The organism is Bradyrhizobium ivorense, assembly GCF_900696085.1.
In the GTDB taxonomy this organism is placed as follows: domain Bacteria; phylum Pseudomonadota; class Alphaproteobacteria; order Rhizobiales; family Xanthobacteraceae; genus Bradyrhizobium; species Bradyrhizobium ivorense.
Genome location: NZ_CAADFC020000005.1, coordinates 230,352 through 250,929, shown reverse-complemented (window position 1 = coordinate 250,929; position 20,578 = coordinate 230,352). Strand labels below are relative to the sequence as shown.

The window sequence follows — 20,578 nt, the reverse complement described above, 5'->3', positions numbered from 1 at the left end:
TTCGGCAACCATGACCGTATTGGCGATGTTTCCGAGTGTCAATGTGTGTGCACATGACAAATGAGCCATTAACCTTTATGGCGCGATGCAGCGGGAGGTAGAGCTCAGCAATAAGTCGTATTTCGGCAAACTTGCCGGACGACGTTTTTGCCGCGCCGCCGGGATCGCCCGGTCATGACAAATATATGTCAGCTACTCGCTCTGTGATTGTCCCCGCCGCAAACCAGGACATGAACCTGCCGGCCTGATAGGCCAGCGTTGCTGCCTGTTCCCGTCGTCCCGGCTTCGCGATTACGTCGTAAGGCTCTCAGACTACGAAACTATTAGCTTGATCCGGCGGCCATCTTGAACAGACTGGGAAGCGGTTACATCTGTGACGTCCGCCGCGGTTACATCACGGCGGTCCATCCGGGTTGAATCACGGCAATTTTATTTGCGACGTCGTTGGGGAGACGGAATGAGCTTGATTGGCAAAACGGAGTATCCGGCTCCAGGGACCGGCGTCGAGCGTGATTCGCTCCGCCGTTACGTATCACGCGGCCTTGTGCCGATCGGCCTGCTGGCCGCGCTGGCGCTCGGCGGCTGCGAGGACAAGGCGCAATCGCAGGCGGCCGCGCCGCCGGCGCCGCCCGTCACCGTGGCCCAGCCGGTCAAGCGCACCGTCACCGATTGGGACGAGTTCACCGGCCGCTTCGAGGCGATCGAGGAGGTTCAGGTCCGCGCCCGCGTCGGCGGCTTCGTCAACAGCGTCGAGTTCAAGGACGGTGCGATCGTCAAGGCCGGCGATTTGCTCTACATCATCGATCCGCGCCCGTTCGAGGCCGTCGTGCTGCAGGCCGAAGGTCAACTCGCCGACGCACGCGCCAAGGGGGAGCTTGCCAAGCGCGATCTCGAGCGCGGCCTCAACCTGGTGCAGACCAGCGCGGTTTCCGAACAGGTCGTCGACCAGCGCCGTCAGGCCTTGCAGGCGGCGCGCGCCGCCGAAACCCAGGCCGAAGGTGCGCTGAAGGCCGCCCAGCTCAATGTCGAATTCACCCATGTGCTGGCGCCGATCACCGGCCGCGTCAGCCGGCATCTCGTCACGCCGGGCAATCTCGTGCAGGGCAGCGAGGGCGGCTCGACGCTGTTGACCTCGATCGTGTCGCTGGATCCGATCTACATCTATTTCGACGTCGACGAGACGACCTATCAGCGCAACAGCCGGCTCTGGTTCGAAGGCAAGCGGCCGAGCTCGCGCGACACGCCGAACCCGGTGCAAGTGACCCTGACCGGCGAGACCAAGCCCTCGCACGAGGGCAAGATGGACTTCCTCGACAACCGCCTCGACGTCTCGACCGCGACGCTGCGCAGCCGCGCAATCATCCCGAACAAGGATCTGTCGGTGCTGCCCGGGCAGTTCGGCCGCGTCCGCATCGTCGGCTCCTCGCCTTACGAGGCGCTGCTGATTCCCGATACCGCCATCGCCACCGACCAGTCGCGCAAGATCGTGTTCGTGGTCAAGGACGACAACACGGTGGAGGCGAGGCCGGTCGTGCTCGGGCCGCTCGATGAAGGCCTGCGCGTGATCCGCGAGGGCCTCAAGGCCGAGGACCACGTCATCGTGGACGGGCTGCAGCGCGCCCGCGTCGGCGCCAAGGTGACGCCGAAGATGGCGCAGGCTCCCGCAGGGGATAAAGCGCCGGCCGCTCCGGCAGGTGACAAGCCCGCGGCGGGTGCCAAGCCATGAATCTCGGAAGGCTTTCCATCAACCAGCCCATCCTGGCGATGGTGCTGTCGATCGTGCTGCTGATCGTCGGCGCGATCGCCTACCAGACGCTGCCGGTCTCGGAATATCCGCAAGTGGTGCCGCCGACCGTCACGGTCACCACGCAATATCCGGGCGCCTCGGCGCAGACTGTCTCCGACACCGTCGCGGCCCCGATCGAGCAGGAGATCAACGGCGTCGAGGACATGCTGTATCTCTACAGCCAGGCGACCTCGAACGGCCAGCTCACCATCACCGTCACCTTCAAGCTCGGCACCGATCTCGACAAGGCCCAGGTGCTGGTGCAGAACCGCGTCGCGATCGCGCAGCCGCGGCTGCCTGAAGAGGTGCAGCGCAACGGCGTCGTCACTCGCAAGAACTCGCCCGACATCCTGATGGTCGTGTTCATGCTGTCGCCCGACGACACGTTCGACCAGCTCTACATCTCGAACTACGCGCTGCTGCAGGTCCGCGACCAGCTCTTGCGGATCGACGGCGTCGGCGACATCCAGATGTTCGGCGCCCGCGACTACTCGATGCGGCTGTGGCTCGACCCTGACCGGATTGCGAATCTCGGCCTGACCTCGGGCGAGGTGCTGGCGGCGATCCGGGCGCAGAACCTGCAGATCGCGGGCGGACAGATCGCGGAGCCGCCGATCGCCGATCGCGCATTCCAGCCGAACCTCGTCTTCACCGGCCGCCTGAAGGACATCAGGCAATTCGAGGACATCGTGGTGAAGGCCGGCTCCGACGGCCGCACCGTGCGGCTGCGCGACGTCGCCCGCGTCGAGCTCGGTGCGCTGTCCTACGCCACCAACAGTTTCCTGCTGCGCAAATCGGCCGTCGCGCTCTTGGTAACGCAGCGGCCAGGTTCGAACGCGCTGGCCACCGCCAAGCACATCTCCGACACGATGGCGCAGCTCAAGACCTCTTTCCCGAAGGGGCTCGACTACAATATCGGCTACAACCCGACCGAGTTCATCGCCCAATCGGTGCATGAGCTGATCAAGACGATCTACGAGGCGATGGCGCTCGTCGTCATCGTGGTGCTGGTGTTCTTGCAGGGCTGGCGGCCCGCGATCATCCCGATCATCGCGATCCCGGTGTCGCTGGTCGGCACCTTCGCGGTGATGGCCGCGCTCGGCTTCTCGATCAACAATCTGACGTTGTTCGGCCTCGTGCTGGCGGTCGGCATCGTGGTCGACGACGCCATCGTCGTGGTGGAGAATGTCGAGCGGCATCTCGAACACGGCATGAGCCGGCGTGAAGCTGCGCTGAAGACCATGGAGGAGGTCGGCGGCGCGCTGGTCTCGATCGCGCTGGTGCTGTGCGCGGTGTTCGTGCCGACCGCGTTCCTCGGCGGCATCTCCGGGCAGTTCTTCCAGCAATTTGCGGTCACCATTGCGGTTGCGACCGCGATCTCCTGCTTCTGCTCGCTGACGCTGTCGCCGGCGCTGGCCTCGCAGATCCTGGTGCCGCATGAGGAGAAGCGGCCGCCGGCGCGCTGGAACATCATCGCGCGCGGCTGGGACAGTTTTACCGGGGTGTTCAACCGCATCTTCGACCGCCTGGCGCACGGCTACGCGGCCGCCGCCGACTTCGTGATCCGGCATACCGTGGTGATGGTCGCGATCTACCTGGTGCTGATCGGCAGTGCGGGCTGGCTGCTCGCCACCACTCCGCAGGGCTTCATTCCGGCCCAGGATCGCGGCTACGTGATCATCTCGGCGCAGCTGCCCGGTGCCGCGTCGCTGGCGCGGACCACGGCGGTGGTGCGCGAGATCGAGCGGATCGCACTGGATACGCCGGGTATCGTCCGCGTCGCGGCCTTCGCCGGCTTCTCCGGCGCGACGCGCACCCAGGCGGGCAATGCCGCGGCCCTGTTCCCGGTGTTCGACGAGCCGGAGGCGCGGCTGAAGAAGGGGCTGACGGCGAACGCCATCACGGCTGAATTGCGCAAGCGGCTGTCGGTGATCCAGGGCGCTTTCATCATCGTCATTCCGCCGCCTGCGGTGCCGGGCATCGGCACCGGCGGCGGCTTCACCATTCGCGTTCAGGATCGGCAGGGGCGCGGTCCCGAGCTGCTGGCGGCCGCGACCGACGAGTTGGTGAACGCCGCGCGCAAGTCACCGAGCCTCACCTCGGTGTTCTCGCCGTACTCCGCCAATACGCCGCAGCTGTTCGTCGACATCGATCGCGTCAAGGCGCAGAAGCTCGGGGTACCGATCGCCAACATCAACGACACGATCCAGACCTATTTCGGCTCGACCTACGTCAACGACTTCAACCTGTTCGGCCGCACCTATCACGTCACCGCGCAGGCCGATCAGCCGTTCCGGAAGGACAGCCCCGATCTGTCACGGCTGCGCACCCGCAACGCCGCCGGCGACATGGTGATGCTCGGCAGCGTCGTGGACTTCAAGGACATCTCGGGACCCGACCGCGTCGCGCGCTACAATCTCTATTCGGCGTCCGAGCTGCAGGGTGAGCCTGGGCCGGGGGTGAGCTCGACGACGGCGCTCAACACCATCAAGCAACTCGCCGACCAGACCTTGCCGTCGGGCTTCTCCTTCGAATGGACGGATTTGTCCTATCAGCAGGTGACCGGCGGCAATGCCGGCCTCTACGTGTTCCCGATCTGCGTGCTGTTCGTCTATCTGGTGCTGGCCGCGCAATATGGCAGCTGGACGCTGCCGTTCGCGGTGATCCTGATCGTGCCGATGTGCCTGTTCGCGGCCACCATCGGCGTGCGCATCATGGGCCAGGACGTCAACATCCTGACCCAGATCGGCTTCGTGGTGCTGGTGGGGCTTGCCGCCAAGAACGCGATCCTGATCGTCGAGTTCGCGCGCGACATCGAACTCGAGGGCAGGTCGCGGCTGGAGGCGGTGATCGAGGCCTGTCGCCTGCGCTTGCGGCCGATCCTGATGACGTCGTTCGCCTTCATCCTCGGCGTGCTGCCGCTGGTGGTGTCGACCGGCTCGGGCTCGGAAATGCGCCAGGCGGTCGGCGTTGCCGTGTTCTTCGGCATGCTCGGCGTCACGCTATTCGGCCTGATCTTCACGCCGATCTTCTACATGGTGGTGCGCAACCTCGCCGAAGGAAAGAACGAGGGCAAGAAGGATCAGACCACCGCGGCCGCGGCCGGGTGAGCGAACCTTTCCAACGTGATTCCGGGGGCGTGCCCCCGGAATCCATCCGCATCTTTTTGAGACTAAGCTCTAGAACTGGTCGGCGATGCCCATGCCGGGATCGCTCACCGATGCCCGGCCGGTTTCGACATGGCCGGCCACGCGCCGATAGAGATTGCTGTCCGAGTCGCTGGTGATGACGAAGTCGTACCAGCCGCCCGTGGTGCGCAGATTCCAATACAGCTCTCTCGGCTGGCCGGAAGCAGGCACCTTGACATCCCACGACGTGCGGGCACCGCCGCCAACGTCCGGTCCAGGGAAGAAGACCGACGGATTGAAGCCGAAGCCGGCTGCCGAAAGGTCGGGGGCCTTCCGGAAACCTGGCACCGGGCCGACTCCGACCGGCTGGACGCCGGGACGCGGACCGAAGCCGGGAGACTCCGGCTGCGTCGCGGCGGATACCGCGGCGCTCACGGCAACCAACGGACCGTAGATCTTGTTGGACTTCACCGTGAAGCGGAGGTGGCTGTTGCCGTCGTTGCGGAGCTGCAGATGCACGCCGCCGTCGTGGATATTGTAGCCGACGAAGATTTCGGGGTTGGGCTCGTTCTTGGGCCGCATCGTGCTGATGTTGCCTGAGAAGTGACGGTGGAAGCCATTGGGAGCGAGCACCCAAAGATCATACTGGCCGTCGGCGCCGATTGCCCATTCGTCGTCCAGCATCTGGCCGGCCTCGACGGTGTACCGCTTCGGAATACGAGCAAGGTGCGTCTTGTCGTAGACGTGGAACACGGCGCCTTCGAAGCCGGTGTTGGCGAACAGGAGCCTGACCTTGCCCTTGTTGACGTCAACATGCGCGTTGGCGTGCAGGATGTAGGGCAGCGCGCGGGAGAAGCGCACGCCGGTTTCCTGGAACAACGGCTGAGGCGTGGCCGGAGCCGTGGGGGCGGGCAGTGTCTTCTGGTGCGTATCCGAGGCCTGCCAGTTGCTCTGGTCGGGCAAGTCAGGGAAGCGGGGATCGTTGGGACGCGCGAAGTCGAAAGCCGTCGTGAGGTCGCCCGAAATGGCGCGGTGCCAGGGGCTGATGGAGTCCACCTTGATGCCGAACCGCTTCTCGAGGAAGCGCCCGACCGAGGTGTGGTCGAAGACCTGCGAATTGACCCAGCCGCCCTTGCTCCATGGCGACACGACGTACATCGGCACGCGTGCACTGAGGCCCCACGGGCGGATGTTGCCGCTGACCGTGTCGGTGGCGGTCAGCACGTTGCCGACCGTGTTGGAGAAATACTCGCCGGCGAGCGGCATGGTGGCCTTGCCCATCAGATTGCCGTCGATGTCGTAGGACGGCACCGCCGGTGCCGGCAGGTGGTCGAAGAAGCCGTCGTTCTCGTCGAATGTCAGCAAGAAGACCGTCTGGCTCCAGACCTCGGGGTTGGAGGTCAACGCGTCCAGCACCTGGTCGGTGAAGTTGCCGGCGCGGGTCGGGCTGCCGCCGCCGGGATGCTCGGAGTTGGCCTGCGTCGGCAGGATCCACGACACCTGGGGCAGGTTTCCGCTCATCACGTCGGCCTTGAATTTCGCGAGATAGTCCGGACCACCGGTCAGGCCGTGCAGATAGTTGGGATCACCCGGCTGTGCGTGGCGGAAGCTGGAGAACGCCAGGCAGCCGTTCATCGCGCCGGTCCAGTTGTCGTTCATGTCCTGGTAGATGTGCCAGCTGACGCCGGCCTGCTGCAGCAGGTCGGGGAGCGTCGGCCAGTTGAAGTCGCTGCCGACATACTTGTAGGTCGGCTGAGGCTGCGGCAGGCCGGCCACCCATTTGGACGGGTTGGGCCAGCAGCGGTTGTTGTTGGGCTCGGAGTCGTTCGTCGTGCAGTTGATGCCCTGCGCGCGCAGCGCCGGATTGAAGTTGGAGCCCGACCAGAACACGATCCGGTTCGGGTCGGTGCCGGTCGTGATGGAGCAGTGATAGGCGTCGCAGATCGTGAACGCCTCAGCGAGGGCAAACTGGAACGGGATGTCCTCGCGCTGGAAGTGGCCCATCGCGTACTGGGTCTTGTACTTGGGCCACAAGCCCATCTTGCCCTGGTTCCACGCGGCCTGACTGTCGCCGAACGAGTGCGGCGTGCCGTATCCGACCAGCGCGTTGCTGGTGGCGGAGTCGCGATGGTAAGGCGGAATTTCACGCGTCCCATCGGATTGAAACCACACGTCCTTGCCGGTTTCGAGCGGAATGGGGAAGCGATCGCCGAAGCCGCGCACGCCACGCATCGTACCGAAATAGTGGTCGAACGAGCGGTTCTCCTGCATCAGGATCACGATGTGCTTGACGTCCATGATGGTGCCGGTCCGGCGCGCCGCCGGAATGGCGAGCGCCCGGTTGATGCTGGTGAAGGCAGCTGCCGCCGCAGCGCCCGCCAGAAAATCGCGACGTGTTGTCATCCTGTGTCGACCTTTTCTTGAGATGAAGGAGTGATCGCGCGGCACTGGCTTGGCGCCCCGCGCAGGCGGACGAGGCGTAGCAAGGCGATTTGACGCGGGTGTGAATAATTTATTTTTCAGATCCTCCATTATGAGTTTTTTTCAGTGTATAGGTTTGATGGCGCCGCGGGCGACCAGCTCGTGATTTTTTCCGGTGATCAGGATGAGATGCAGACGGTGAACGGCAGGAAGGTGGAATGACAGAGACAGCGCGACCGGCACTGCAGTTTCATGCTGCCGATAGCCAATTCAATGGACTCCCACATCGCGTGCGAGGGGGGCGGTGAAGCGCTTGAACGTCGATCCAGGGCAATCCGTGAACGCCGTCCTGTCCCGGATTCGGGAACTGCAGGCTGATCTTCCTCCGAAAGCCGGGCAGATCGCCGCGCGGATCATCGGACAGCCCGAGTCCTTTATTCACATGTCGATCACCGAGGTTGCCGAGGCATGCGATGTCAGCGAAGGCACGATCGTTTCGTTCTGCCGGCGGGTGGGCGTTCGCGGATTTCAGGAGCTGAAGATCCTTCTGGCGCGCGATCTCATCGAGCCGGTTCAGCTGATTCAGGAGAATTTGCATCAGGGCGATGATCCCGCGACCGTCACGGACCACATCTTTGCCGCTCACGCGGCTTCGCTGCACGAGACACGCCGTCTGCTGTCGATGGAATCCCTGGCGCAGGCGACGAGCATGTTGAACGAAGCGCAGAGAATCGAGATTTATGGCATCGGAAGTTCGGCGCCTATTGCGCAGGACCTGTCCTATCGGTTGCTGCAGCTGGGGCTCTCGGCGAGCGCCGTCGTCGATTCCCATGTCCAGGCGGTCAGCGCGGGCATGACCGGCCCGACGGTTGCGACCGTCACGGTGTCGCACTCCGGCAGTACGGTCGAGACGGTGCTCGCCACCCAATTGGCGCGGGAAGCCGGCGCCCGGACGATCGGCATCACCCGGCTCGGCAAATCGCCGCTCGCGGCCCATTGCGACGTTCTGCTCTATACTGTCGCAAACGAAACGCGTTATCGGCCCGAAGCGATGAGCAGCCGCGTCGCTCAGCTCGCCATTATCGATACCTTGGTCAGCTGTTGTGCGCTGACCCACACCGAGCGCTCGGTCGAGAGACTTCAACACGTCGCGCGTATTCTTTCCGAGAAGCGCTTTTGATCTGCGGCCTCAAGCCTGAGTTGGCACCCCGCCCCCGAAAATGACACCATCAAGCCCATACTATTGGCTGAGCCGAAATAGATGGGCAGGCGCAGGGTTATAAAATAGTCTCGCGCCGATTTTTTCCTGATAGAAACTGTGGGGAGACCATAACAATGAAATCGGGATACTTGTTCGGATCTTTGGCCGCCGTCGCGGCATGCAGCCTGTTGCTTGCGGCACCGGCATCGGCACAGGGTGTCAAGATCGGCATCCTGAACGATCAGTCCGGCGTCTATGCCGACTACGGCGGAAAATATTCGCTCGAAGCCGCGCGGATGGCGGTCGAGGATTTTGGCGGCGAGGTGCTGGGACAGAAGATCGAGATCGTCACCGCCGACCATCAGAACAAGCCGGACCTTGCGACTGCGATCGCGCGGCGCTGGTACGAGGTCGAGAACGTCGACATGATCACCGAGCTCACGACCTCATCGGTGGCGCTCGCGGTGCAGGAGCTGTCCAAGGAAAAGAAGAAGATCGACATCGTGGTGGGGGCGGCGACCTCGCGCATATCGGGCGATGCGTGCACGCCCTACAGCTTCCACTGGGCCTACGACACCCGCGCGCTGGCGGTCGGTACCGGCGGCGCGCTGACCGAAGCCGGCGGCAACACCTGGTTCTTTCTGACGGCCGACTATGCGTTCGGCTACGCGCTGGAAAAGGACACCAGCGACATCGTTACCTCGAAGGGCGGCAAGGTGGTCGGCCAGGTCCGCGTCCCCCTCAATTCGTCGGACTTCTCGTCCTTCCTGCTGCAGGCCCAGAGCTCGAAGGCCAAGATCATCGGGCTCGCCAATGCCGGTCTCGACACCACCAATTCGATCAAGCAGGCCGCCGAGTTCGGCATCGTGCGAGGCGGCCAGAAGCTCGCGGGTCTTTTGATGACGATCTCCGAGGTGCACGGGCTCGGGCTTGACGCCGCGCAAGGGCTGGTGCTGACCGAAGGCTTTTACTGGGATCACGATGCCGCCTCGCGCGCCTTCAGCGAGCGGTTCATGAAACGTACCGGCCATATGCCGAGCATGATCCATGCCGGCACCTATTCGGCAACACTGAGTTATTTGAAAGCGGTGAAGGCCGCCGGCACCAAGGACTCTGAAGCGGTCGCCGCGAAGCTGAAGGAGCTGCCGGTCGACGACGCCTTCGCCAAGGGCAAGGTGCTCGCGAACGGCCGCATGGTGCACGACCTCTATCTGTTCGAGGTCAAGAAGCCCTCGGAATCGAAGAAGCCGTGGGACTACTACAAGCAGATCGCGGTGGTGCCGGGCGACCAGGCCTTCTTCACCGTCAAGGACAGCGGCTGCCCGCTGACCAAGTGACGCGATAGCGTCATTCCGGGGCGCCCGAAGGGCGAACCCGGAATCTCGAGATTCCGGGTCTGGTCCTTCGGACCATCCCGGAATGACGTGGAGGAATATCGGCTGACGGCACTGGTCCCAGCGTTCGCAAAACCGGATCCTGTGGTTGTGGGGTCAAGCCCGGGATGACGGCGGAGGGTGTTGATGCGTCCCGCCCTCAATGCACCAGGCGCCACACCGCGCCGCCGAGCGCGCCGACCCACAACACAGTGCAGGCCAGCGCCTGGATGGCAAAGCCGGGGGTGCGCTTCGGCACCGCCTCGCGATAGCCGAGGAAATACACGATGCGGCCGATCACCCACACCGCGCCGACGGCAGCCGCGGCGGCATCGCCGATATAGATCGCGAACAGCCAGAGCGACGGTAGGAAGATCGGCGCCCATTCCAGCGTATTCATTTGGATGCGGTAAACGCGCTCGAAATCCGGATTGCCCGTGATTGCCGGCAGCTTGACGCCGTACAGCGCGCGGGCGCGCGCGACCTGCAGCGCGAAGAAGAAATGCAGTGCGACGGCAAGGCAGGTGACGATCGCCGTATAGTGGTACATGTCGGACGTTTCCTCTTGTTCTGTGGTCCCATATCATGACGGAGCGGCAGGACGCGGTGTGACACACGGTCCGATTTTTTTCGTCTTACTGATCGCAAGGAAAGTCCTGCGAAGCTTCCGGCTAGTATCCCGTCAGCTCAAGATAGCCGATTCCGGCGTGGCTACCGGAGAAGCGGATCGGGCCTTCCCAGTACGGAAAACTGGTTCCCATCCAGCTCGTCGGGTTCAGCGGCGTGGTCTCGATGGCGAGGCCGCGCGCGGGCAGGGTGACCCGCCACGAGGTCGGCAGCTTGCGGCCGCCGATCTCGGTGATCGCCAATGGCGCGATGCTGTTGCCGCCGGCGGTGATCTCGGCCGAGCGGCCATCCGGCGTGATCCAGTTGCCGAACAGGTTCTCGCGGCCGTCCTTCTGGCGCAGCCGGTACAGCATCAGCTTCTCGTCGCCGGGCAGATGCAGCGAGAACCAGTCCCAGCCGGTCTGGTCCGCTGCGAGCGGCTGGCTGCTCCATTCGCGGTCCAGCCAGGCGCGGCCGCTGACGTCGACCGGTTTGCCCTCGATGACGAGGCGGCCGGCTGCCCTGAAGAACGGCTGGCTGTAGTAATAGGAGGCCTGTCCGCGATCCGACTTGCGGCTGTAGCCGCGGTCGCCCTGCAGCACCAGCGGATGACCAGCGTCGAGCCGGAGCGCGTAGCCGAAGTCGGCGCCCGCGGCCGTCAGCTCGAGCGGGGCAACGCGCTGTGCATCGAAACCATCGAGGCCGCGCAGCTGCCAGGCGTCGATCCAGGCCTGGAACGGCGCAGGCTCGACATTCGCCTGCCCGATGCCGCCGCGCGCGAACGTCTCGCTGAAGCGATGCGTCGTGGCGCTGGTCACCGCGGCGTGGCCCATCCAGACCTGCTGGTTGGCCCAGCCCTCGACCGCTGCGCCCGGCTTCATCGCCTGGCGGAACAGCGTCCACTGCGCGCCATAGGTTGCGCCGCTCGCGTCGGAGAGATTGGCCGTGACGTACCACCACTCGATCCGGAACTCCGGATGCGGGCCATGATCGGCGGGAAACGCGAATGCCTTGCCCGGCGTGACCTGCGCAAATCCCTCGGCGGTCTCGCCGAGCCCGGCAAAGCCCTGCGCCAATGCCTTGCCGCCAAGCGCGAGCGCCGCCGCACCGCCGGCGAACGCGCGCCGCGTGAGGGCGCGGCTAGCGCTGAGTGCAGTTGGCTTGATCCGATGCATCCGCAGCCTCGCTTCACCTCTCCCGCTTGCGGGGGAGGTCGTCGCGCGCAGCGCGGCGGGTGGGGGCTCCTTCCGCAATGTGACTCGCGGAGAGACCCCCACCCTGACCCTCCCCCGCAAGCGGGAGAGGGAACAGAGTCCCTGCGCGGACGCAGTTCGACCTCATCTGATCTCAGCGTTCATTGACAAAGATCCTGATCAGGCTGGCCGGCTGCATGCGGGCCAGTCTAGCGACCGGCAGCGCCGCCGCACAGAGCGCCGCGAGCAGCGCCACGGCGAGCAGCTCGATCAGCTGCAGCGGGAACACGTGGAACGGCAGCCGCCAGCCGAACGCCTTGACGTTGACGATCGCAAGCAGGCACCACGCCACCAGCAGACCGAGCGGCAGCGCGAACAGCGCGGTGATCAGCGCGACCGCCATGGTCTTGAGCAGCTCGAGCGCGGCGAGCCGCCGCCGCGTCAGGCCGATCGCCCACAGCGGCGCCAGCTGCGGCAGCCGCGAATTGGCCAGCGTGAGCAGGCTGGTCAGCAGCGCGATGCCGGCGACGCCGAGCGTGAAGGCGTTCAGCGCCGAGGTCACCGAGAAGGTGCGGTTGAAGATCCGCTTGGACTCGGTCTTCATCGTCGCCTGGTCGGCGACGTTGCGATCATCGAGCCCGAATTGCTGCTGCAGCGCTGCGATCAGCGGCGCGATGTTGTCGGGCGCGACGCGCAGGCCCATGCGGGTCAGCGGCGTCTGCGGGAAGCGCCGGGTCAGCGCCGCATAGTTCACCGCGATCTGGCCCTTCGGGTTGCCGTAGTCGGCATAGATGCCGACGATTTCGAGCGGCCAGTTGCCGCCGGGGGCGGGTACGTCGATGTGATCACCGACGGCAAGCTTCATCCGCCGCGCCAATTGCTCGCTGACGAAGCAGGTGTCGCCGGGGCGCAACCTGACCCAGGCGTTGGCGGCGCTTTCGAGCAGCGGCCAGTTGTCGCGATAGGTCGCGTGGTCGGGCAGGCCGAGCACCTCGATCGGCGCGCCGCCGAGCTGGCTGTCGGCGCGGCCGCCGGGCAGGATCGCCTCGACCTCGCGCCGCTCGCGCAGCCATGCCTTGATCTCGGTCGCCTGCGCGTCGCTCGCCGCATTGATGTAGACGTCGGAGGCGAGGCGGCCGTCGAGCCAGACCAGGAAGGTGCGGTTGAAACTGCCGACCATGGTGCCGACGCCGACATTGACCGCGAGCGCGAGCAGCAGCGCCATCAGCGCCAGCGACAGGCCGGAGAGCTGCTGGCGGCTGTCGGCCCAGAACCAGATGCCGACCGGTTTGCGCGCGCTGCGCTGGCCGAATGCGAGCGCGATCTGCAGCACCATCGGCAGGATCAGCGCGGCGCCAAGCATCAGCGCGGCGAGCACGGCAAAGCCGGCGATCAGGGAATCGCCGAATCGGATCAGGCCGGCGGCCATTGCAAACACCGCGAGCGCCGCGGCGCTCTGAAACATCAGCCAGCGCCGCTGCGCCTGCTGCCAGGCCTGCGGCTGCGCCGTGGTCAGCACCGGCATCCGGATCGCTTTGGTGAGGCTCGCAGCCGCGGCGGCGAGTGCGCCCAAAATGCTGATCGCGATGCCGGCGAGCCACCAGATCGGCTTCAGCGACAGCTGCCCCGGGATCTGCGCGCCGTAGAGCCCGCGCAAGGACGCCGCGACGTCGGGCAGCAGCGCCGCCGCAATAAAATAGCCGCAGACCAGACCGATCAGGCCGGCGACCAGTGCCAGCGACACCAGCTCGAGCACCAGCACGGTATTGAGCAGCCGCGCCGAGACGCCGCAGGCGCGCAGTGTGCGCAGCATCGGCAGCCGCTGCTCGAACGCGAGCCCGATCGCCGAATTGACGATGAACAGGCCGACGAAGAACGACAGCAGCCCGAATGCGGTGAGGTTGAGATGAAAACTGTCGGTGAGGCGCTCGAGGTCGCTCTCCGCGTTCGGCTCGACCAGCCGGAGTTTCTCGCCGGCAACACTCTCCAGCGCCGCGCGCGGGGCTTTGGACTTCCCGACCAGCAGGCGTGAGACCTGACCGGGCAGCTTCAGAATTTGCTGCGCGATGCCGATATCGACGACCAGCACGCCGGGCGTCAGCTCGCCCTGCACGCGCAGCGGCGGCAAGGTCATGCCGTTCGCCTCCGGCCGCGCGCCTTCCTTGAGGCCGAGATCGCGCAGCGTCTCCGGCGCCACCAGCATCTCGCCGGGCGGCGTGACGAAGGCAAGCAAATCGCCGCGCCCGACCGCGGGCGCATTGCCGACCTCGGATGGCAGCGTCACCGGCTCGATGCCGAGCAGGCGCACGCCGCGGCCGTCGATCTGGATGCGGCCCTCCAGCATCGGCGACACCGGCCAGCCGGCGCGGCGCAGATCGACGAACAGCTTTTGTGGGGAGGTTGCGGCGTCCTGGCCGACCAGCATCGCGGTGCGCGAGCCGCCAAAAGTCGCCGCTGCCCGGTCATAGGCGTTGCGCGCCTGCTGGTTCAGCGCCTGCACGCCGCTCCACAGCGCGGTCGCCGAGATCAGCCCGATCAGCAAGGTCGCAAGCTGCATCGGATGCCGCCGCCAGTGGCTGAGCAGCACCGCGAGGATCCACAGCACGCGCTTCACGCTATGACTCCAGCATGCAGATTTACCTGGCGATCCAGCGTCGCGGCGAGCCGCGCGCTGTGGGTGACCATCAGAAAACCGCAGCCGGTGCGCGTGACCAGATCGCGTGCCAGCGCCAGCACCTCGTCGGCGGTGTCCTCGTCGAGATTGCCGGTCGGCTCGTCCGCCAGCAGCAACAGCGGTTTCGGCGCCAGCGCGCGGCCGATTGCGACGCGCTGCTGCTGACCGCCGGACAATTGCTCGGGATAGCGCCTGAGCAGGGTTTTGAGGCCGAGCCGCTCGACCAGTTCGTCATGCCAGGCCTCATCATGGCGGCCGGCGATGCGCGACTGGAATACCAGATTGTCCGCGACCGTCAGGCTCGGGATCAGGTTGAATTGCTGGAATACGAGGCCGAGCCGGTCGCGGCGCAGTTCGGCCCGGCCGGCATCGTTGAGCGCGGAGACGACGGTATCCGCGAGCCGGATTTCGCCGCCGTCGGCCGCATCGAGCCCCGCGATCAGATGCAAGAGCGTGCTCTTGCCGCTGCCGGATTCGCCGGTCAGCGCCACGCTCTCGCTGGCGCCGACGGCAAGATCGACGCCGCGCAGCACCGCGACGTCCTCGCTCGCCGAGCGGTAGCTCTTGGTCAGTCCGGTGACGCGGAGCACGGTGGTCTGGTCAGGCGAAGCGATGGCCGGGCCTCACTGCGGCTTCTGGTATTTTAGGACAAACTCGTCGATCGGCACGGGCGCCTTGAAGACGGGAATGTCCCTCGGGTCCTCGGCATGATGCAGGAAATCGCCCTCGGCGACCAGCTTGAAGCCGGCGGCCTCGACCTCCTGCTTCAACGTGGCCTCCTCGATCCGGTGCAGCGTCTTGCCGACGCTTACGCCTTCGCCGGGCTTGGCGCAGTGATCGGCGATGATCAGGAAGCCGCCGGGCTTCAACGCGGCGAACATCTTCTTGTTCATCGCGGCGCGGTCGACCTCCATATAGGTGATGTCGTGATAGGCGAAGAAGAAGGTGATCATGTCGAGGTTCGAGACCTCGGGCGGGATCGGGTCGTCGTAGTTGCGCACCACATGCACGACGTTCTGCATCGCCGGCTTCTGGGCGCGGGTGTCGAACTTGTCCTTGACGAACCGCTCGATCACGGCCGCGGAATCCTGGGCGTAGATCTTGCCGGTCGGCCCCACGGTCCGCGCCAACAATTCGGTGCTGTAGCCGGCGCTCGCCTCCATGTCGAGGATGGTCATGCCGGGCTTGACGCCGGCAAACGCCAGCATCTTTGCAGGCTGGCGACGCTGGTCGGTCTGGCGGTCGGCATCGCTGCGGTCGGGCGCGGCGACGATCGCCGCATAGTCGGGCGCCGCGCCGGTTTGGGCGCGGACGCCATCGGCGAAGAGTAGCGCTAAGGCTGCGAGCGTGGTGCTGGCAGCCGCGCGAAGGATCGATCTGTTCATGGAAAACCCCGGGCTTTGATGGCTGGTCGAGCATAGCAGCCCAGACATGTCAGATCATCGCTTCGATCGCCTGGCGACGCGATCGTGATCGAGCGCCGCGCGCACCCGTCGCTGTGTCGCCGCGGCGCATAGCCCGTGGAAATGCGTAGTTGCGTTACGCGGCAAGGCGTGGCTAGCATCCCTATTCGGGGCCGATCTTACAGAAGCCAAAAACGATACGGGGAGCGAGAACATGACGACGCAACCGACGTCCGGGCGGACGCCCAAGGGCGCCTGGACAATCACCTTCCTTCTGTTCCTGTTCATGGTGGTGAACTTTGCGGACAAGATCGTGGTCGGGCTTGCCGGCGTGCCGATCAAAACGGAAATGGGCCTGACCCAGGAGCAGTTCGGCGACCTCGGCTCGTCGTTCTTCCTGCTGTTCGCGATCTCGGCGATCGTGGTCGGCTTCATCGTCAACCGCGTCGCCACGCGCTGGGTGCTGCTGGTGCTCGCGGTGATCTGGTCGCTGGCGCAATTCCCGATGGTCGGTACCGTCAGCTTCACGACGCTGGTGATCTGCCGCATTATCCTCGGCGCCGGCGAAGGACCGGCGTTCTCGGTCGCTGCGCATGCGATCTACAAATGGTTTCCGGACGAGAAGCGCACGCTGCCGACCGCGATCCTGTCGCAGGGCTCGGCGTTCGGCGTGATCCTCGCGGTGCCGGCGCTGAACTGGATCATCGTCAATCACAGCTGGCATCACGCCTTCGGCGCGCTCGGCATCGTCGGCCTGCTCTGGGTCGTCGCCTGGTTCGCGCTCGGCAAGGAGGGGCCGCTGGTATCGACGGTCGCAACCGTCGCCGACGAGCCGCGGATTCCTTACCTGAAGCTTCTGACCTCGCGCACCTTCATTGGCTGCGTGGTTGCGACCTTCGGTGCCTATTGGGCGCTGTCGCTCGGGCTCACCTGGTTCACCTCGTTCATCATCGAGGGGCTCGGCTTCTCGCAGCAGCAGGCCGGCTTCGTCTCAATCCTGCCCTGGATCTTCGGTGCGACCGTCGTGCTGCTCACCGGGTGGATTTCGCAGGTCATGCTGGCGGGCGGCTACACCACCCGCGCCGCGCGCGGCGTGCTCGGCTCGGTGCCGCTGATCGTCGGCGGCTGCATTCTCGCGCTGCTGCCGCAGGTCGCGCCCGGCGGGCTGATGATCGCGCTGCTGGTGGTCGGCTCCGGCCTCTGCGGCTCGATCTATGTCGTCTGCCCGCCGATGCTCGGCGAGTTCACGCCGGTGTCGCAGCGCGGCGCCGTCATCGCGATCTATGGCGCGCTGTACACGATCTCCGGCCTGCTGGCGCCGATGGTGATGGGCAACGTGATCCAGCACGCCGCAACGCCGATGGCGGGCTATCTGTCGGGCTTCACCATCAACGCCGCGATCATGGCCGGCTCCGGCGTGATCGGGCTGCTCCTGCTGTGGCCGAACACCGAGCGCGCACGGCTGACCGGCGAGGCCCAGCCGGCCGGCGGCACGATCAAGGGCGCGGTGTCACCGACGTAGACGGATCTCGTAGCCCGGATGAGCGAAGCGATATCCGGGAAAGTCTCTCCGTTGCGAGAATCCCGGATGTGGCTTCGCTCATCCGGGCTACAAGACTACGTCAACGCGACGGCTAGCTCGCGGCCGCGCCGAAGGTCGACTGCAAGCTCTGCGCGCCGCGCACCAGCTTGCCGGGCCGCGCGCCGGTGGCCTTGCCGCCGCGCTGGGTGACGACGCCGGACACGATCGTCGCGTCGTAGCCGTCGACCTGCTGCAGCAGGCGGCGGCCGCCGACCGGCAAATCGTAATGCACTTTCGGCGGATGCAGGTGCAGGCGGTCGTAGTCGATGACGTTGACGTCGGCCTTGAAGCCCGGCGCGATCACGCCGCGATCATGGAGCCCGACCGACAGCGCGGTCTTGCGCGACTGCGCCGCGACCACGAACGGGATCGACAGCCTTTCGCCGCGGGTGCGGTCGCGCGTCCAGTGCGTCAAGAGATAGGTCGGGAAGCTGGCGTCGCAGATGATGCCGCAATGCGCGCCGCCGTCGGAGAGGCCCGGTACGGCGCTAGGCTCGCGCAGCATCTCGTGCACCGCATCGAGATTGCCGTCGGCGTAATTGAGGAACGGCACGTAGAGCATGCCGCGGCCCTCGTCGGTCCGCATCGCGTCATAGGCGAGCTCTTCCGGCTGGCGGCCCTGGCGGCGCGCTTGCGCGCCGAGCGCGTTTTCCGGCGGCTGTTCGTAATCCGGGGGATCGCCGAGCAGATACATCTTGTCGTAGTTCGGCCGGAAGAACAGGGGATCGTCGGTCGAGGTCGGCGTCTCGCTCAGGATCGCGGCGCGCACTTCCGCCTGGCGCAGCCGCGCCAGCCGCTCGGCCAGCGGCAGGTGTGCGATCGCGCGATAGCTCGGATGGGTCTGGAACGGGTTGCGCGACAATTCCAGCCCGAGCAGCAGCCCGACCGGGCGCGCGGCGATCTGGGTGGTGATCGACAGGCCGCGGCCGGCGGCCTCGTTGATGGTGTCCATGGTCTGGCGCCAGCGCCGCGGCGCCTTGTCGGCCTGCGCCACCGAGAACGAGATCGGGCATTTGGTGGTCTCGGCCACCCGCAGCATCATCGGCAGGTCTTCGTGCACGGTGCTCTGGTCGAGCACGAATTGCAGCACGCTGCGGCCGACCTTGTGCATGGCGTCGGCGATCGCCGTCAGTTCGTCCTCGCCGGCCTTCAAGGTCGGCGTGTAGTCGCCGGTCGAGGTGCGGTGGTTGAGCGTGCGCGAGGTCGAGAAGCCGAGCGCGCCGGACCGCACCGCGTCGCCGGCGAGCTTTGCCATCGCGCGATTGTCCTCAGGCGTCGCGGGATCGCGGCGCGCGCCGCGCTCGCCCATCACATAGACCCGCAGCGCCGCATGCGGCAGCTGTGCGCCGATGTCCATGTCAAAACTGCGCTTCGACAGCCACTCCATGTAATCGGGGAAGCTTTCCCACGCCCAGGGAATGCCGGCGCTCAGCACCGGCTCCGGGATGTCCTCGACGCCTTCCATCAACTGGATCAGCCTGACGTGGTCGCTCGGCCGGCACGGCGCGAAGCCGACGCCGCAATTGCCCATGATCGCCGTGGTGACGCCGTTCTGCGACGACGGAGTGATGTCCTGGCTCCAGGTCACCTGGCCGTCGTAATGAGTGTGGATGTCGACGAAGCCGGGCGCGACCAGCTTGCCCCGGGCGTCGATCTCTTCCTTGCCTTTTGCCGAAACCTTGCCGACTTCGGTGATCTTGCCGCCGCTGATGGCGACGTCCGCTTCATAGAGGTCGCCGCCCTTGCCATCGGCAATGGTGCCGCCGCGGATCACGAGGTCAGGGGTCGAGGTCATGGCATCTCATCCCGGGGTTGTTTTGTGCCGGTATCATGGGTCACCCCTTGATACAGTCAACCGCCGCCGGTGAGGCTCTGGAATGCGCTGGCTTCGTGTTTCGCGTGGAGAAACGCGCGGCCGCAGCGTTATGCGCCGGCGGGAACACCAGCCGGCTTGCGCTCGGAGACCAGCGCCAGCAGCACGGTCAGCACCATGAAGATCACGGAGGCGCCGAACACCCAATGCGGCATCTGCTGGTCCATGATCCAGCCGAACAGCAGCGGGCTGACGATGCCGCCGAAGTTGAAGCCGGTGGAGACGATGCCGAAGGCGCGGCCCGCGGCGCCGGGAGGCGCGGCGTTGCGCACCATCATGTCGCGCGATGGCGCGATCACGCCGCCAAGGAACCCCGCGAAGCCCATCGCCAGCGTGAGCACGGCAGGCGACAGGTTCATCAGCGCAATCAGCAGCACGAGGGCGGCGTTGACGGCGAAGCAGGCCGCGGCGACCTGGCTGTGGCGGTGGGTCCAGTCGGCGAGATAACCGCCGGCGAGCACGCCTGCGGCGCTGGCGCCGAGGAACGCGGTCAGCGCGATGTTGGCGGTCGAGAACGAGGTGCCGTAGCCGCCCATCAGCGCGACCACGCCGAAATTGTTGATGCCCGAGGTCGACAGGCTGAGCAGCGTGAAGAACGCGGTCAGCATCATCAGCGCCGGCGTGATCACGCTGGCCTTCGGGGCAGCGTCGTCCTTCTTGTCCTTGTTGGCGCCGGCATCGGGAATGCCGAGCACGATCAGGAACAGCGCCACCAAGGGTCCGATCGCGCCGGCCACGATCAGCGCGCCGAGGCCGCCGATCGAGGCGACCAGCGCCGCCATGATCGCCGGCGCCACCGCGCCGCCGAGGAAACCGGCGAAGGTGTGGATCGAGAAGGCGCGGCCCATCCGCGCCTCGTCCATATGGGCCGAGAGGATGGCGTAATCGGCCGGATGATAGACGCTGTTGGCGAGGCCGAGCAGCACGGCGCAGACGATCAGCGAGGTATAGCTCAAATGCAGGCCGAGCCCGATCAGCGCGCAGCCGCCGACGGTCAGCCCGATCAGCAGGATCTTGCGCGCGCCGATATGATCGGCGAGGTAGCCGATCGGCGCCTGGGTCAGCCCCGAGGTGACCGCGAACACGGTCAGCGCGAAGCCGAGCTCGATATAGCCGACGCCAAGCTGCTGTTTCAGGAACGGGAACAGCATCGGCAGCACGAAGATGTGAAAATGGCTGACCCAATGCGCGACGGAAATCCCCGTCAGCGTCCGCAGCGCGCTGTCGGCTTTCGCTTGCTGCGGTGCAGCCAGAACGTCAACCATTGCTGGGCGAACCCCCGTTTCCTGTTGGTCCGGCAAAATAGAGGCTGGCCGATAATTGTCCATGAACGCCGCT

The 20,578-nt window shown here is 65.8% G+C and carries 13 protein-coding genes; 5 read left to right on the top strand and 8 right to left on the bottom strand.

The features are described 5' to 3' along the window. Positions 1-457: 457 nt before the first annotated feature. Together CI41S_RS09965 and CI41S_RS09960 are read left to right on the top strand one after the other, a co-directional pair. The gene (locus CI41S_RS09965; RefSeq protein ID WP_139858783.1) at positions 458-1,726 is read left to right on the top strand and encodes an efflux RND transporter periplasmic adaptor subunit; all 1,269 of its coding nucleotides are present in this window, start codon (positions 458-460) and stop codon (positions 1,724-1,726) included. After that, a complete protein-coding gene (locus CI41S_RS09960; protein WP_139479763.1) occupies positions 1,723-4,896 on the top strand; it encodes an efflux RND transporter permease subunit in 3,174 nt (1,057 codons plus the stop codon). Before CI41S_RS09965 ends, CI41S_RS09960 begins: the two co-directional genes overlap by 4 nt. A 69-nt stretch (positions 4,897-4,965) precedes the next feature. Here the strand turns inward: CI41S_RS09960 and CI41S_RS09955 are convergent, their stop codons facing one another. Beyond that, positions 4,966-7,317: a phosphocholine-specific phospholipase C gene (locus CI41S_RS09955; protein ID WP_139858782.1), complete on the bottom strand. Its 2,352-nt coding sequence runs from the start codon at positions 7,315-7,317 to the stop codon at positions 4,966-4,968. Positions 7,318-7,639: 322 nt separating this feature from the next. Between CI41S_RS09955 and CI41S_RS09950 the strand changes: the two genes are divergently transcribed. Together CI41S_RS09950 and CI41S_RS09945 are read left to right on the top strand one after the other, a co-directional pair. Further along, complete coding sequence (locus CI41S_RS09950) at positions 7,640-8,515, top strand: MurR/RpiR family transcriptional regulator (protein ID WP_244626459.1); 876 nt, start codon at positions 7,640-7,642, stop codon at positions 8,513-8,515. Positions 8,516-8,670: 155 nt separating this feature from the next. Continuing rightward, positions 8,671-9,873 (top strand): ABC transporter substrate-binding protein, encoded by a 1,203-nt coding sequence (locus tag CI41S_RS09945; RefSeq protein WP_139479761.1) that lies wholly within the window; start codon positions 8,671-8,673, stop codon positions 9,871-9,873. A gap of 196 nt (positions 9,874-10,069) precedes the next feature. Here CI41S_RS09945 and CI41S_RS09940 read toward each other — a convergent pair whose 3' ends face one another. The 5 genes from CI41S_RS09940 to CI41S_RS09920 all read right to left on the bottom strand — a co-directional run bounded on the left by CI41S_RS09940 (position 10,070) and on the right by CI41S_RS09920 (position 15,767). Continuing rightward, on the bottom strand, positions 10,070-10,459 hold the full coding sequence (locus CI41S_RS09940) for an MAPEG family protein (RefSeq protein ID WP_139858781.1): 390 nt from the start codon (positions 10,457-10,459) through the stop codon (positions 10,070-10,072). Between the two features lie 121 nt (positions 10,460-10,580). Continuing rightward, positions 10,581-11,690, bottom strand: a complete 1,110-nt coding sequence (locus CI41S_RS09935) for a lipocalin-like domain-containing protein (RefSeq protein WP_139858780.1) — start codon at positions 11,688-11,690, stop codon at positions 10,581-10,583. 172 nt (positions 11,691-11,862) lie between these two features. Further along, positions 11,863-14,322 carry an FtsX-like permease family protein gene (locus tag CI41S_RS09930; RefSeq protein ID WP_139858779.1) on the bottom strand — a complete coding sequence of 820 codons (2,460 nt, stop codon included), beginning with the start codon at positions 14,320-14,322 and terminating at the stop codon, positions 11,863-11,865. Next, entirely contained in the window at positions 14,319-14,972 is a 654-nt protein-coding gene (locus tag CI41S_RS09925; RefSeq protein WP_139858778.1) for an ABC transporter ATP-binding protein, read from the bottom strand. Before CI41S_RS09925 ends, CI41S_RS09930 begins: the two co-directional genes overlap by 4 nt. 33 nt (positions 14,973-15,005) lie before the next feature. Beyond that, positions 15,006-15,767 carry a class I SAM-dependent methyltransferase gene (locus CI41S_RS09920; protein ID WP_139858777.1) on the bottom strand — a complete coding sequence of 254 codons (762 nt, stop codon included), beginning with the start codon at positions 15,765-15,767 and terminating at the stop codon, positions 15,006-15,008. Between the two features lie 232 nt (positions 15,768-15,999). On the opposite strand from CI41S_RS09920, the gene CI41S_RS09915 reads away from it, so the two are divergent. Next, entirely contained in the window at positions 16,000-17,307 is a 1,308-nt protein-coding gene (locus tag CI41S_RS09915; protein ID WP_139858776.1) for an MFS transporter, read from the top strand. A gap of 112 nt (positions 17,308-17,419) precedes the next feature. On the opposite strand, the gene CI41S_RS09910 is transcribed toward CI41S_RS09915, so the two are convergent. Both CI41S_RS09910 and CI41S_RS09905 read right to left on the bottom strand, forming a co-directional pair. Next, positions 17,420-19,162, bottom strand: a complete 1,743-nt coding sequence (locus CI41S_RS09910) for an N-acyl-D-amino-acid deacylase family protein (protein ID WP_139858775.1) — start codon at positions 19,160-19,162, stop codon at positions 17,420-17,422. Positions 19,163-19,290: 128 nt separating this feature from the next. After that, complete coding sequence (locus CI41S_RS09905) at positions 19,291-20,505, bottom strand: MFS transporter (protein ID WP_139858774.1); 1,215 nt, start codon at positions 20,503-20,505, stop codon at positions 19,291-19,293. Positions 20,506-20,578 lie beyond the last annotated feature (73 nt).

What these genes read in the sequence shown, in the direction of transcription:
- CI41S_RS09965 (WP_139858783.1), top strand. Translation starts at nt 458, where the DNA reads ATGAGCTTGATTGGCAAAACGGAGTATCCGGCTCCAGGGACCGGCGTC.
- CI41S_RS09960 (WP_139479763.1), top strand. Translation starts at nt 1,723, where the DNA reads ATGAATCTCGGAAGGCTTTCCATCAACCAGCCCATCCTGGCGATGGTG.
- CI41S_RS09955 (WP_139858782.1), bottom strand. Translation starts at nt 7,317, where the DNA reads ATGACAACACGTCGCGATTTTCTGGCGGGCGCTGCGGCGGCAGCTGCC.
- CI41S_RS09945 (WP_139479761.1), top strand. Translation starts at nt 8,671, where the DNA reads ATGAAATCGGGATACTTGTTCGGATCTTTGGCCGCCGTCGCGGCATGC.
- CI41S_RS09940 (WP_139858781.1), bottom strand. Translation starts at nt 10,459, where the DNA reads ATGTACCACTATACGGCGATCGTCACCTGCCTTGCCGTCGCACTGCAT.
- CI41S_RS09935 (WP_139858780.1), bottom strand. Translation starts at nt 11,690, where the DNA reads ATGCATCGGATCAAGCCAACTGCACTCAGCGCTAGCCGCGCCCTCACG.
- CI41S_RS09920 (WP_139858777.1), bottom strand. Translation starts at nt 15,767, where the DNA reads ATGAACAGATCGATCCTTCGCGCGGCTGCCAGCACCACGCTCGCAGCC.
- CI41S_RS09915 (WP_139858776.1), top strand. Translation starts at nt 16,000, where the DNA reads ATGACGACGCAACCGACGTCCGGGCGGACGCCCAAGGGCGCCTGGACA.
- CI41S_RS09910 (WP_139858775.1), bottom strand. Translation starts at nt 19,162, where the DNA reads ATGACCTCGACCCCTGACCTCGTGATCCGCGGCGGCACCATTGCCGAT.
- CI41S_RS09905 (WP_139858774.1), bottom strand. Translation starts at nt 20,505, where the DNA reads ATGGTTGACGTTCTGGCTGCACCGCAGCAAGCGAAAGCCGACAGCGCG.